This is a genomic window from Pseudomonas sp. (genome assembly GCF_050739775.1).
Taxonomy (GTDB): Bacteria; Pseudomonadota; Gammaproteobacteria; order Pseudomonadales; family Pseudomonadaceae; genus Aquipseudomonas.
Genome location: NZ_JBOICA010000071.1, coordinates 1 through 13584, shown reverse-complemented (window position 1 = coordinate 13584; position 13584 = coordinate 1). Strand labels below are relative to the sequence as shown.

The 13584-nt window shown below is 59.6% G+C and carries 13 protein-coding genes; 7 read left to right on the top strand and 6 right to left on the bottom strand.

Annotated features, from left to right (window positions below; translation table 11 throughout):
• The first annotated feature begins 188 nt into the window (after positions 1-188).
• Complete coding sequence (locus ACRESH_RS23490) at positions 189-476, top strand: hypothetical protein (RefSeq protein WP_431744222.1); 288 nt, start codon at positions 189-191, stop codon at positions 474-476.
• The gene (locus ACRESH_RS23485; protein ID WP_431744221.1) at positions 477-935 is read left to right on the top strand and encodes a hypothetical protein; all 459 of its coding nucleotides are present in this window, start codon (positions 477-479) and stop codon (positions 933-935) included.
• Positions 936-1032: 97 nt separating this feature from the next.
• On the opposite strand, the gene tnpC is transcribed toward ACRESH_RS23485, so the two are convergent.
• From tnpC to ACRESH_RS23455, 6 genes are all read right to left on the bottom strand, one after another.
• Positions 1033-2568, bottom strand: a complete 1536-nt coding sequence (gene tnpC, locus ACRESH_RS23480) for an IS66 family transposase (protein WP_431744220.1) — start codon at positions 2566-2568, stop codon at positions 1033-1035.
• A gap of 63 nt (positions 2569-2631) precedes the next feature.
• Positions 2632-2967, bottom strand: coding sequence for an IS66 family insertion sequence element accessory protein TnpB (gene tnpB, locus ACRESH_RS23475; RefSeq protein WP_431744219.1), 336 nt, complete (start codon positions 2965-2967; stop codon positions 2632-2634).
• On the bottom strand, positions 2964-3281 hold the full coding sequence (gene tnpA, locus ACRESH_RS23470) for an IS66-like element accessory protein TnpA (protein WP_431744218.1): 318 nt from the start codon (positions 3279-3281) through the stop codon (positions 2964-2966). Before tnpA ends, tnpB begins: the two co-directional genes overlap by 4 nt.
• A 209-nt stretch (positions 3282-3490) precedes the next feature.
• Entirely contained in the window at positions 3491-3691 is a 201-nt protein-coding gene (locus ACRESH_RS23465) for a hypothetical protein (protein WP_431744217.1), read from the bottom strand.
• 103 nt (positions 3692-3794) lie between these two features.
• Positions 3795-7088 carry a sensor domain-containing protein gene (locus tag ACRESH_RS23460; RefSeq protein WP_431744216.1) on the bottom strand — a complete coding sequence of 1098 codons (3294 nt, stop codon included), beginning with the start codon at positions 7086-7088 and terminating at the stop codon, positions 3795-3797.
• A 53-nt stretch (positions 7089-7141) separates the two neighbouring features.
• Entirely contained in the window at positions 7142-8032 is an 891-nt protein-coding gene (locus tag ACRESH_RS23455) for a LysR family transcriptional regulator (protein WP_431744215.1), read from the bottom strand.
• 130 nt (positions 8033-8162) lie between these two features.
• On the opposite strand from ACRESH_RS23455, the gene leuC reads away from it, so the two are divergent.
• The 5 genes from leuC (at position 8163) to asd (ending at position 13365) form a co-directional block, all read left to right on the top strand.
• Positions 8163-9596, top strand: coding sequence for a 3-isopropylmalate dehydratase large subunit (gene leuC, locus ACRESH_RS23450; RefSeq protein ID WP_431744214.1), 1434 nt, complete (start codon positions 8163-8165; stop codon positions 9594-9596).
• The gene (gene leuD / locus ACRESH_RS23445; protein ID WP_431744213.1) at positions 9593-10237 is read left to right on the top strand and encodes a 3-isopropylmalate dehydratase small subunit; all 645 of its coding nucleotides are present in this window, start codon (positions 9593-9595) and stop codon (positions 10235-10237) included. The genes leuC and leuD overlap by 4 nt, the downstream gene beginning before the upstream one ends.
• Positions 10238-10281: 44 nt before the next feature.
• Complete coding sequence (locus tag ACRESH_RS23440; protein ID WP_431744212.1) at positions 10282-11046, top strand: class I SAM-dependent methyltransferase; 765 nt, start codon at positions 10282-10284, stop codon at positions 11044-11046.
• A 55-nt stretch (positions 11047-11101) separates the two neighbouring features.
• Positions 11102-12184 carry a 3-isopropylmalate dehydrogenase gene (leuB, locus tag ACRESH_RS23435; protein ID WP_431744211.1) on the top strand — a complete coding sequence of 361 codons (1083 nt, stop codon included), beginning with the start codon at positions 11102-11104 and terminating at the stop codon, positions 12182-12184.
• A gap of 68 nt (positions 12185-12252) precedes the next feature.
• Positions 12253-13365 carry an aspartate-semialdehyde dehydrogenase gene (gene asd, locus ACRESH_RS23430; RefSeq protein ID WP_128326044.1) on the top strand — a complete coding sequence of 371 codons (1113 nt, stop codon included), beginning with the start codon at positions 12253-12255 and terminating at the stop codon, positions 13363-13365.
• The last annotated feature ends 219 nt before the right edge of the window (positions 13366-13584 follow it).

Below are 13584 nucleotides of genomic sequence, written 5' to 3'. Positions count from 1 at the left end.
ACTGCGCCCATGGATCGAGCCCTTCTCACATTGATGGCAATGGAGGAGGGCGAGGAATTTGAGTTAACTGAGTCAGAGTTTTTGGCTCTGATTTCAGAGATTAAAGCTATGTAGATGGTGCAAAAGGCGCAGGTGAGGTTGCTTCTATAGGTGGAAAGACCTGTGTTTATAACTGCGTTGTTGATGGTGTGGCTCGTTATGTTGGAATAACCGACGACATAGTTAAGCGCGGTCAAGCTCACCTCAGAGAAAAAGGCATAGTTATTTCAAAAATCAGAGGGCTTGATAATATTTCTCGTGCCGACGCACGGGCAGTCGAGCAAACACTGATCGATTACCATGGCCTTGGTAAAGATGGCGGCACGTTAATCAATAAAATCAACTCTATATCGTCTGTCAAAAATCCGACTAAGTATGAACAGGGTTTGATTCGCGGTGCCGAGCTGCTGAAAAAAGCTGGATATGAAGGATTTTAGATGGCTAAGAAGGTAAAACTTGGCGACATTTTGCAGGTATTAACCTCGCAGGGTGTCGCATATGCGCAAGTTACTCATAAGCACCCGGAGTTCGGTTTTTTAATTCGCGTTTTTCCCGGATTTCATAATGAACAACCAAATGATTTTTCGGTTGTAGTTGATGATGAACCACAATTTTCCGCATTCTTTGTTGTTCAAAGTGCCGTCAATCAAGGCCTTCTATCTGTTGTGGCAAATGTTCCTGTTTCCGAAAGGTTACAGGTGTTTCCTACGTTCCGCTCCAGGAATGGCGGGCCGGGTGGCTCTCTTTGGCTGTGGGATGGTAAAGAGTCATTTCGTCTCGAAAGAAATTTTAGGCCTGATGAGCTGGAGTATCCGACAGAAGGAATTATCAGTGCGCCATTGCTTGTTGAGCGTATTGAGAAAAATTACAGGGCGGAGACCCATGAGGTCTGGTGATTTTATAGAAATTTCGGTTTGATCTTGCTCTACAGACACCGGCCGCGCGCCGGTGTTGTTTTATCCGTAAGCGTCCGCCCAACTCACCTTGCGTAAGTCAGGCCGGTACCCACTGATGTGGCAGCAGTTGCCCAATCTCACTCGCCCGCAGTGTCGGTAGCCGCATCAGCACATCTTTGATATAGGCATACGGATCATGCCCATTCATGCGCGCCGACTGGATCAGGCTCATGATTGCCGCCGCCCGTTTACCGCTGCGCAACGACCCGGCAAACAACCAGTTCGAGCGGCCTAGCGCCCACGGCCGTATCTGGTTCTCCACCTGATTGTTGTCGATGGGCACAGCCCCATCTTCCAGGTAGCGCGTCAGCGCTACCCAGCGTTTAAGGCTGTAATCGAGGGCTTTGGCCGTTGCTGATCCATTAGGCACAAGTTCGCGCTGGGCCAACATCCAGTCATGCAGCGTTTTGATGATCGGTGCCGCCTTTTCCTGGCGTATTCGCCAACGATCTTCATCGCTCATGCCCCGCGCTTGGCGTTCGACTTCGTACAAGCCGCCAATCGAGTGCAGTGCCTGTTCGGCCAACTGGCTTTTGTTCGCCACGTGCAGGTCGAAAAACTTGCGCCGAGCGTGGGCCATGCAGCCAATTTCCGTGATGCCTTGCTCAAACCCGGCTTTGTACCCAGCAAAGTCATCGCACACCAGCTTGCCATTCCACGGGCCAAGGAAGTTGCGCGCATGTTCGCCAGCACGACTTGGGCTGAAGTCATAAACAACAGCGTTGAGCGCCGAAAACGGCGTGGTGCTGTAAGCCCAGACGTAAGCCCGGTGGGTTTTCTTCTCGCCTGGCGCAAGCATCTGCACCGGAGTTTCATCGGCGTGGATCACGCCTTGGCCCAGCACCGCTTCGCGCAGCGCATCGACCAGAGGCTGGAGTTGCACGCCGGTTTGGCCGACCCACTGCGCCAGTGTCGAGCGAGCAATTGCCAATCCGGCGCGGCCAAAGATTTTTTCCTGCCGGTACAGTGGCAAATGGTCGGCAAACTTGGCCACCATCACGTGGGCTAGCAGGCCTGCGGTCGGGATGCCCTTGTCGATCACCTGGGCTGGTACGGCGGCCTGGATCAGTGTTTCGCACTGGCGGCAGGCCCATTTGCCACGCACATGTTGCTCGAGAGTAAACACGCCCGGCGTGTAGTCCAGCTTCTCGCTGACGTCTTCGCCGATGCGCTGAAGCTGGCAGCCGCAGGCACACTGGGTGTTTTCCGGTTCGTGGCGGATCACGGTACGCGGAAACTGTGGCGGCAACGGTGCACGCTTGGGTTGCTGACGGGGTTCAGCCGGAGCGGCAGGCGGATTGACCGCTTTCAACTCAGCTTCGATCGCGGCGATATCGGTATCGAGCAGGTCATCAAGAAGGCTGCCCTGATCGGGGCTCAACTGCTCGCTGCGTTTGGCGAACTTGTGCCGCTTGAGGATGGCGATTTCGTGGGCGAGCTGTTCGTTGGTCGTTTCAAGACGGTGGATCTGCTTACCCATGGCATCGACCTGGGACAGCAACTGCATGGCTTGTTCTGCCAAGGCGCGGAGCTGTTCCGGAGTCATCTGGTCGAGGTTGGGCGAGAAAGTCATGCCGCCGATTGTGCCAGAGCAGGCTATCAGCGGCGACCAACAGATAGGCCAAATGGTAGGTGCTTAGAGCACTGTGATTGAGCCACCCGCGCCGACTCGTTGCCAGGGCAGCCCCAGCACCAGAGCTTGAAGTTGCTCGCTGTCGAGTTCGACCTCCGAGCCGTGGCGAATGCCTGGCCAGTGGAACTTGCCTTGATTCAATCGTCGCGCCGCGAGCCAGATACCGACGCCGTCATGCACCAGGACTTTCATTCGATTGGCGCGGCGATTGGCAAACAGATAAGCGCAGTGCGGCTTCGCCGCACCGAACACGGCAATCACCCTGGCTAACGCCGTTTCGGTACCGGCGCGCATGTCCATCGGCTCGGTGGCCAGCCAGATCGCATCGATGCGGATCACTGAGCAAACGCTCGGACAAATTGGGCGCAGCCTTCAGGATCCGAGGCTGGCCATTTCACTGTGATCGATTGTTCGCCGAGGGCCAGTTCAATGAGCGCCGAAGCCTCGGTTGGTCGTTTAGGCACAGCCTTCAATGGAACAAATGCCGGCAGCGAGGTTGTGGGCTGATCTCGGTAGAGCGGCATCCACTTGCGAATAACGTTGGCGTTGATGCCGTGGCTGATGGCGACACTGGAAATGGTTGCTCCGGGTTGCAGGCATTCCTGAACCACCTGGGCCTTGAACGGTTTGGGATAAGAGCTTCGTTGGCGCACGGAAATCCTGGCGATAAGGGCGATCGCGTCCGCTTAAAAATACGCGGACACCATCGCCCTTAATGCTGGAGTTCGGAAGGTGACTTGGCCGGACGCTTACATTAGGCTGTAGTCACAGGCGACTACAAACTGCCCTGCAGGCCGTAAATTTACTGGGGAAACAGAACTACAGACTGTAGCGCGCCTTTTTCTTAGCTGCGTTTCCCTTTCTAGCTGCTTGCCGCTTTGCCATTTTCGGCCCGCGGCACAAAAAAACGCTTGGTCTGGTGCTTGAGGATCATGGCATCGAGCAGGGCCAGTATCGAACGGCGCTCTTCCTCGTCCATCTGTGCAACGGCCTCGAACTTCAGCTTCAGCTCGTCTTGTGGCTCGCGCTCACCTTGCTCGAATACCAGCCAGTCGGTGGTCACATTAAACGCGGTGGCGACCTTCTTCAGAATTTCCCTAAAGCCATGCGCACCCTGTTTGCTGCGCGACAGCGCGGCGCCTGGGCGGCGGGTGGCCTCCTACAGGTCACAGGGCCGGTGCCTCCAGCAACATCCGCCGAAACTCACCCAGGGGCAACGGCCGGCTATGCAGGTACCCCTGATACAAATGACACCCCAACTGCTCGAGAAACTCCAGCTGCTCAGACAACTCCACCCCTTCGGCAATCACCGCCAGCTCCAGGCTCCGGGCCATGGCCACGATGGCCCGGACAATCTCCGCATCGTTGGGATCCTCCGGCGCATCACGCACGAACGACTGGTCGATCTTCAGTGCATCCACCGGCAAGCGCTTGAGGTAGGTCAGCGACGAATACCCGGTACCGAAATCATCCATGGCAAAGCTCACCCCATAACGCTTGAGTTCACGCATCTTGCTGATGGTGTCTTCCAGGTTCTGGATGACAATGCCTTCGGTGATCTCCAGCTTGAGCATCTTGTACGGCAGGCGGAAGTCATCAAGGCTGCGCAATACCCGCTCGACAAAGTCGTTCTGGCGAAACTGTCGCGGGCTGATGTTTACGCACAGGCTGAAGCCATTGGCGTCGATCAACTGGTCGCGCAACATACCGGCGCAGGCATCGCAGGCTTCGTCGAGTATCCAACTGCCCACCTCAAGAATCAGGCCACTTTCTTCCAGCACCTGGATGAATTGCGCCGGCGGTTGCTGGCCCAGTTGCGGGTGGTGCCAGCGCAACAGTACCTCGGCACCGATAATACGATTGTCACGCGCATCGACCTGGGGTTGGAAATGCAGGGCCAGTTCGCCACGGGCCAAAGCCAGGCGCAGGTCGCTTTCCATGCGCAAGCGTTCGCTGGCAGCCTTCTGCATGGTGGTGTGGAACAGCTGGGTGGTGTTGCGTCCGGAATCCTTGGCCCGATACAGGGCAATGTCGGCGCGTTTGAGCAGGTCGGCCGGGGTCGAGCCGTGATCGGGAATCAGCGCCACGCCGATGCTGGGTGTGACCTGCAGGCGCTGACCATCCAGAAACATCGGCTCGGCGAGTAATTCGCGCAGGGTATCGGCCAGTTCACGGACTTTTTCCGTGACTTCGTCGCGGCTGCCTTCCAGGCCACTGAGCAGTACCACGAATTCGTCGCCACCCAGGCGCGCCACAGTGTCTTCCAGGCGTACGCTGGCTTCCAGGCGCGCGGTGATGATTTTCAACACGGTGTCGCCGACCGGATGGCCGAGGGAGTCGTTGATGTGCTTGAAGTGGTCCAGGTCGAGAAACAGCAGCGCGCCGCGCAGGTTGTGACGCTTGAGCAAGGCGATCTGTTGGCTCAGGCGGTCCATCAGCAGGGCGCGGTTGGGCAGGTTGGTCAGCGGGTCATGATAGGCCAGGTGTCGAATTTGCGCCTGGGCGTTCTTCAACTGGCTGACATCGCGGGCCGTGAGCAGCAGGCAGGGTGACTCGTTGAGGGTAATCGGCTCGATTGACACCTCGACGGTGAGAATGTCGCCGCGTTTGTTGCGTCCGAGCATTTCCCGATGGTGTACCCGACCCTTTTCCTGCAGCTCCGAAATTAGGGCCGCGCGCTGTTTGTCGTCGGTCCAGATACCGACTTCGTTTGCGCTGCGTCCGATCACTTCGCTGCTGCTGTAGCCTGTCAACCGGCAGAAACCGTCGTTGACCTCCAGGTAGCGGCCACTGTCGAGCTCGGTAATGGTGATGGCGTCGGGACTGGAATAGAATGCTTTGGCGAATTTCTCCTCACTGGACTTGAGTGCGGCCTCGGCCCGTTGTTGCTGGGTAATATCGCGCAGGGTGGTGACGCTGCAAGGCTGGTCGTCGACTTTGATCAGGCGGCTGGAAATCACGCAGGTCAGGGGTTGGCCGTCTTTGTGGTTGACCACCACCGCGACATTGTTCAGGGCTTCGTCGCGAATCACCTGTTCGATGCGTCGGGCGCGTTCGGCGGACTCGGCCCACAGGTCGATTTCCTCGGCGGTGCGCCCGATGACCTGGGCGGCGTCCCAACCGAAGGTCTGAGTGAATGCCGGGTTGATCTCGATGAACTGGCCACTGTCCTGGCGAGTCACGCAGATCGGGTCGGGGCTGGCCTGGAACAGGCTGGCGAACTTTTCTTCCGAGCTGATCAGGCGTTGCTCGCGCTCAACCTGGTCGGTGATGTCGAGCAGGGTGCCGGCCATGCGCAGCGGCTTGCCCTGTTCGTCGCGGTACAGCCGGGCACGGCTTTCGATGTAGCGCGAGGTGCCGTTTTCCAGCTGGACCTGGTAGGTGAACTGGTAGTTGCCGGCTGGACCTTCGCGCAGACTGCGATAGGCCTTGCGCATGGTGCTGCGCTCCTGCTCCGGCACCCCCTCGAAAAACGCCTCGAAGGACTCATGGAAAGGCACCGGTTCCAGGCCGTGCAGTTCGGCGGCGCGCGCTGAACCATAGAGCATGCCGCTGGGAATATGCCAGTCCCAGGTGCCCAGTTGCGCGGAGTCCAGCGCCAGGTCCAGGCGCTCCTGACTGTCCTTGAGGGCCTGTTCGGCGCGTTTGCGTTCGCTGGTATCGACGAAGGTACTGAGCAGGTAGACGGTGCCTTCTAGCTCGATGTTCTGGGTGCTGAGGATGCCGTCGTGGATCTTGCCGTTGCTGGCGCAAAACTGTACTTCCAGGGTGACCGGGCCGCTGGTGCCACGTGTGGCCTCCAGTACCAGGTGGCGCTGCTGCGGGTTGGCCCACAGACCAAGTTCGACGGTGGTCTTGTTGATCACCTGGTGGCCGGGCCAGCCGAGGGTTTGTTCGAAGTGCTGGTTGACCTCGTAGATCAGGCCATCGGAGCGGCGGGTCAGCAGCACCACGTTAGGGCTCAGGTGAAACAGCGTGGCAAAGCGCTTTTCCGAGTTGATCAGCGCGGTTTCCCGCTCACGCTGGCGGGTGATTTCACGGATCACCCCGATCATCTGGGGGCGGCCCTGCTTGTCCTTGGCCAGGCTGCCGTTGATTTCCAGCCAGTGCAGGCTGCCGTCGGGCCAGCGGATACGGTGGCGCAAGGCCTGTTCCACCGGTTCGCCGTTGATCACCGCATTAAAGGCTTGCAAGGTGCGGGCGCGGTCTTCGGCCGGCAGCAGGTCGAGGTAGTCCAGGTCATTGGGCAGCGGTTGCTCGGGGTCGAAGCCGAACAGCGCCTGGGTGCCTCTGGACCAACTGATCTGCCCGGTCTCGACATCCCAGAACCAGGCGCCCAGGCGCGCGCCATTCAACGCCGCCAGCAGTTGCGGTGCGTTTTCCCAGGTCTGCTCCAACGCCTGGGGGTCTGCCGCATGGATGCGTGGCAGACGCGGAAAGCGATTTGCTGATTTGGGCATCGATACCAGACCTTTGGCAGGTGACGCGTCCTGGAGAGTCGTACTTACCGGGTTTACCTCAATGGCTCAGCGCTGCCGGCGTGGCTGTCGAGCAGGGCCATGAAGGCTTTGGCGGCATTCGATAACGTTCGCTCGGTGTGCAGAATGTAGCCTAGCTGGCGCGACAGCTGTATGCCCGGCAAAGCGATAGGCGCAACCTGCTCATCGAGCATGGTACGCGGCAGCACGCTCCACGCCAGGCCGATGGAAACCATCATCTTGATGGTTTCCAGGTAGTTGGTGCTCATGGCGATGTTTGGCGTCAGACCCTGGGCTTCGAACAGACGCTGCACAATATGGTGTGTGAAGGTGTTACCACCGGGGAAAACCGCGGGGTGATGGGCGATGTCCGCCAGATTGACTGCGTTGTTGCGGGCCAGCGGGTGCTCGGGAGCGGCGACGAAATCCAGTGGGTCATCCCAGACGGGTACGGCGCGGACCAGGTTGTGGGGCTCGGGGGCCAGGGTGATTACGGCAATTTCCGCACGACCATGGAGGATTTCCTCGTAGGCCACCTCTGAATCGAGAAACTGGATGTCCAGCGCTACGGCCGGGTACTGCCGGGTAAAGGCGCGCAGAAGGGGAGGCAAGCGGTGCAGGCCGATGTGGTGACTGGTGGCCAGGGTCAGGCGGCCGCTGACTTCGCCAGAGAGGTTGGTCAGGGCCCGGCGGGTGTCGTCCAGCACATTGAGGATCTGGTAGGCGCGCGGTAGCAGGGCGCGGCCAGCCTCGGTCAGGTTGACCTCGCGGCCGAGGCGATCGAACAGGCGCACATCCAGTTGTTGCTCAAGCCCTGCGATGCGTTTGCTGATTGCTGGCTGGGTCAGGTGCAGGCGTTCCCCGGCGCCGGAGAAGCTGCCGGTCTCGGCGATGGCAATGAAGGCATTGAGGTTGGCCAGGTCCACTACTTGAATTCCTTTTGGTTATCCAAAGCATAAAAAATATGAATTTGAGTTATTCAATCTAACCTCATAGGATCGTCCGTACAAGCCAAGTGGTTATTGGCATAGAAAGACGCTGATGAGGAACCGTCTGATGGCCGGCAAAACGCTCTACGACAAGCTCTGGGATTCGCATTTGGTCAAGCAGCGCGACGATGGTTCGGCGCTGATCTATATCGACCGTCACATCATTCATGAAGTGACGTCGCCGCAAGCCTTCGAAGGCCTGCGCCTGGCCAACCGCAAACCCTGGCGCATCGATGCCAACATCGCCACGCCTGACCACAACGTGCCGACCACGCCGGAGCGCAAGGGCGGTATCGACGCCATTGTCGACCAAGTGTCGCGCTTGCAGGTGCAGACCCTCGATGAAAACTGCGACGAGTATGGCATCACCGAATTCAAGATGAATGACGTGCGTCAGGGCATCGTCCACGTCATCGGCCCGGAGCAGGGCGCGACCTTGCCGGGCATGACCGTGGTCTGCGGCGACTCGCATACCTCTACCCATGGTGCTTTTGGCGCCCTGGCCCATGGCATCGGCACCTCGGAAGTCGAGCATGTGCTCGCCACCCAGTGCCTGGTGGCGAAGAAAATGAAAAACATGCTGGTGCGCGTCGAAGGCCAGTTGCCCTTTGGCGTCACGGCCAAGGACATCGTCCTGGCCGTGATTGGCAAGATCGGCACTGCCGGCGGCAACGGTCACGCGATGGAGTTTGCCGGCAGCGCGATTCGCGACCTGTCCGTCGAAGGCCGCATGACCATCTGCAACATGTCCATCGAAGCGGGCGCGCGGGTGGGTCTGGTCGCCACCGACGAAAAGACCGTGGCTTATGTCAAGGGGCGCCCATATGCGCCTAAAGGCGAGCAATGGGATCAGGCTGTGCAAGCCTGGAAAGACCTGGTCTCCGACACCGATGCGGTGTTCGACACGGTGATCGAGCTGGACGCTGCGCAGATCAAGCCACAGGTCAGCTGGGGCACCTCGCCGGAAATGGTCCTGGCGGTTGACCAGCGCGTACCTGACCCGGCTGCCGAAGCCGATCTGGTCAAGCGCGGCTCTATTGAACGCGCCTTGAAGTACATGGGCTTGAGCGCCAACCAGGCAATCACCGATATCCAGCTCGACCGGGTCTTCATCGGTTCGTGCACCAACTCGCGGATCGAAGACTTGCGCGCTGCTGCCGAGATCGCCAAGGGCCGCAAGGTCGCTTCGACCATCAAACAAGCCATCGTCGTGCCGGGTTCGGGCCTGGTCAAAGCCCAGGCCGAGAAAGAGGGCCTGGACAAGATCTTCCTCGAAGCCGGTTTCGAATGGCGTGAACCGGGCTGCTCCATGTGCCTGGCGATGAACCCGGACCGCCTGGAGAGTGGCGAGCATTGCGCCTCGACCTCCAACCGCAACTTCGAAGGTCGTCAGGGTGCTGGCGGTCGTACCCACCTGGTGAGCCCGGCCATGGCCGCCGCCGCCGCTGTAACCGGTCGTTTTGTCGACGTACGTGAGTTGATCCAAGGGAGTGCAGCATGAAAGCCTTTACCCAGCACACTGGCCTCGTCGCGCCGTTGGACCGTGCCAACGTCGACACCGACCAGATCATTCCCAAGCAGTTCCTGAAGTCGATCAAACGCACCGGCTTTGGCCCCAACCTGTTCGATGAGTGGCGTTACCTGGATGTCGGCCAGCCGTACCAGGACAACAGCAAGCGGCCGAAGAACCCGGATTTTGTCTTGAACCACGACCGTTACCAGGGGGCCAGTGTGTTGCTCGCCCGCGAGAACTTCGGTTGCGGTTCGAGCCGTGAACATGCGCCATGGGCTCTTGAAGAGTACGGTTTCCGCAGCATCATCGCACCGAGCTACGCCGACATCTTCTTCAACAACAGCTTCAAGAACGGCTTGTTGCCGATCATCCTCAGTGATGAAGAAGTCGATGAACTGTTCAAGCAGGTCGAAGCCGACCCTGGCTATCAGTTGACCGTCGACCTGCAGGCGCAAACGGTGACCCGTCCTGATGGCAAGGTATTGAGTTTCGAGATCGATGCGTTTCGCAAGCACTGCTTGCTCAATGGTCTGGATGACATCGGCCTGACCTTGCAAGACAGTGATGCGATTGCCACGTTCGAAGCCAAACATCGGGCTAGTCAGCCTTGGTTGTTCCGTGACGTTTGATTGATGTGTTGAAGTAATCGCGGGGCAGGCCCCAGGAGATCCAGATGACCAGCAACAGCCATAAGGGTGTCGTCCAACGCCAGTTCGGTGAACAGGCCAGTGCCTATCTGAGCAGTGCCGTGCACGCCCAGGGCAGCGAGTTCGCCTTGCTGCAGGCCGAACTGGCCGGGCAGGGGCGGGCGCGTGTGCTGGACCTGGGCTGCGGCGCCGGGCATGTGAGTTTCCATGTGGCGCCGCTGGTGCGCGAAGTGGTGGCCTACGACCTGTCGCAGCAGATGCTTGACGTGGTGGCGGCTACCGCCGCCGAGCGTCACTTCGGGAATATCGTCACCGAGTGCGGTGCTGCCGAGCGCCTGCCGTTTGCCGACGCGACCTTCGATTACGTCTTCAGCCGCTATTCGGCACACCACTGGAGCGACCTCGGTCTGGCCCTGCGCGAAGTGCGCCGGGTGCTCAAACCTGGCGGTGTAGCGGCATTCATCGACGTGATGTCACCGGGTAACGCACTGCTCGACACCTACCTGCAGAGCGTCGAAGTGCTGCGCGACACCAGTCATGTGCGCGACTATTCGGCGGCACAGTGGCTGCAGCAGGTCGCAGAAGCCGGCCTGTTCACCCGTAGCCACATGCGCCAGCGCCTGCGCCTTGAGTACAGTTCCTGGGTCGAGCGCATGCGTACTCCAGAGGTGATGCGCGGCGCCATACGCCATTTGCAGCAGGCGATGGGTGAAGAAGTACGGCAGTATTACCAGATTGAAGCCGATGGCTCGTTCAGCACCGATGTTTTGCTGCTCTGGGCTGAGCGCTGATTATTTTTCCGGCAGGCCAGTGCGGCGTGTCGCTTGATTCGAACAAGAGGAACCCATGAGCAAGCAGATTCTGATTCTCCCAGGTGATGGCATCGGTCCGGAAATCATGGCCGAGGCGGTCAAGGTGCTGGAGCTGGCCAACGACAAGTTCCAGCTCGGCTTCAGCCTGGCCCACGATGTGATCGGTGGTGCGGCCATCGACAAGCACGGCGTGCCACTGGCCGACGAGACCCTGGAGCGTGCGCGCCAGGCCGACGCCGTGCTGCTGGGCGCCGTGGGTGGCCCTAAGTGGGACAAAATCGAGCGTGACATTCGCCCCGAGCGCGGCTTGCTGAAGATCCGTTCGCAACTGGGCCTGTTCGCCAACTTGCGTCCGGCGATCCTCTATCCGCAGTTGGCCGATGCTTCCTCACTCAAACCGGAAATCGTCTCCGGCCTGGACATCCTCATCGTTCGCGAGCTGACCGGCGGCATCTACTTCGGCGCCCCGCGCGGTACCCGTGAACTGGAAGGTGGCGAGCGTCAGTCCTACGACACCCTGCCATACAGCGAGAGCGAAATCCGCCGGATTGCCCGCGTCGGTTTCGACATGGCCCGTGTGCGCGGCAAGAAGCTCTGCTCGGTGGACAAGGCCAACGTCCTGGCCTCCAGCCAGCTGTGGCGTGAAGTCGTCGAGGAAGTGGCCAAGGACTACGCGGATGTGGAGCTCAGCCACATGTACGTCGACAATGCCGCCATGCAACTGGTGCGTGCCCCCAAGCAGTTCGATGTGATGGTCACTGACAATATGTTCGGCGACATCCTGTCGGATGAAGCTTCCATGCTCACCGGCTCCATTGGCATGCTGCCGTCAGCGTCTCTGGATGCCAACAACAAGGGCATGTACGAGCCATGCCACGGCTCGGCGCCAGACATCGCCGGGCAGGGTATTGCCAACCCGCTGGCAACCATTTTGTCGGTGTCGATGATGTTGCGTTACAGCTTCAACCAACAGGCGGCAGCCGAAGCTATTGAAAAGGCCGTCAGCCTGGTGCTGGATAAGGGGCTGCGCACGGGCGACATCTGGTCGGCCGGCTGCAGCAAGGTGGGTACGCAGGAAATGGGCGACGCAGTAGTCGCAGCGCTGCGGAATCTGTAATCTCTCGGGCCCGCTGCTGTTTTTCCTTGTGAAGCAGCGGCCCACTTTTTAGCAAAGGTGTAGTTGCGATGAAACGTGTAGGTCTGATCGGTTGGCGCGGTATGGTCGGTTCCGTGCTCATGCAGCGGATGCTGGAAGAGCAGGATTTCGATCTTATCGAGCCGGTGTTCTTCACCACCTCCAACGTCGGTGGCCAGGGTCCGGCAGTGGGCAAGGATATTGCTCCGCTCAAGGACGCTTACAGCATTGAAGAGCTCAAGACCCTCGATGTGATCCTGACGTGTCAGGGTGGCGACTACACCAGCGAAGTCTTCCCCAAGCTGCGCGAAGCCGGCTGGCAGGGCTACTGGATCGACGCCGCCTCCAGCCTGCGTATGCAGGATGATGCGGTTATCGTCCTCGACCCGGTCAACCGCAAGGTGATCGACCAGCAGCTCGACGCTGGCACCAAGAATTACATCGGTGGCAACTGCACCGTCAGCCTGATGCTGATGGGCCTGGGCGGCCTGTTCGAGGCTGGCCTGGTCGAGTGGATGAGCGCCATGACCTATCAGGCCGCTTCCGGTGCCGGCGCGCAGAACATGCGTGAGCTGATCCGCCAGATGGGTGCTACCCACGCCGCTGTGGCTGATGACCTGGCCAACCCGGCCAGCGCCATCCTCGACATCGACCGCAAGGTTGCCGAGGCCATGCGCAGCGAAGCCTACCCGACCGAAAACTTCGGTGTGCCGCTGGCCGGCAGCCTGATCCCGTGGATCGACAAGGAACTGCCGAACGGCCAGAGCCGCGAAGAGTGGAAGGCCCAGGCCGAGACCAACAAGATTCTCGGTCGTTTCAAGAGCCCGATCCCGGTCGATGGCATCTGCGTGCGCATCGGCGCCATGCGTTGCCACAGCCAGGCGCTGACCATCAAGCTGAACAAAGACGTGCCGATCGCTGATATCGAAGGCATGATCAGCCAGCACAACCCGTGGGTGAAGCTGGTGCCGAACCAGCGCGAAATCAGTATGCAGGAGCTGAGTCCGACCAACGTCACCGGCACCCTGAACATTCCGGTCGGTCGTCTGCGCAAACTGAACATGGGTTCGCAGTACCTGGGTGCCTTCACCGTCGGCGACCAACTGCTGTGGGGTGCGGCCGAACCGCTGCGCCGCATGCTGCGGATTCTGCTGGAGCGTTGATCTGACGCAGGCTGGAGCGAAAGCCCGTGCTGGTGACAGCGCGGGTTTTTTGTTGTGCGCCCAGCATGGGCGCAATCTTGCGGGTGAAAGTTCCGCCGTGAGCTGACCACAGCGAACGAAGTGAAGCGCAACTGCATGAGGGCGACCAAGTGTGGGGAGGAAGCGTGAATCGAAACCGTGAGCCGATGGACAAGAACCGGATATAAGGCGATGCCGACC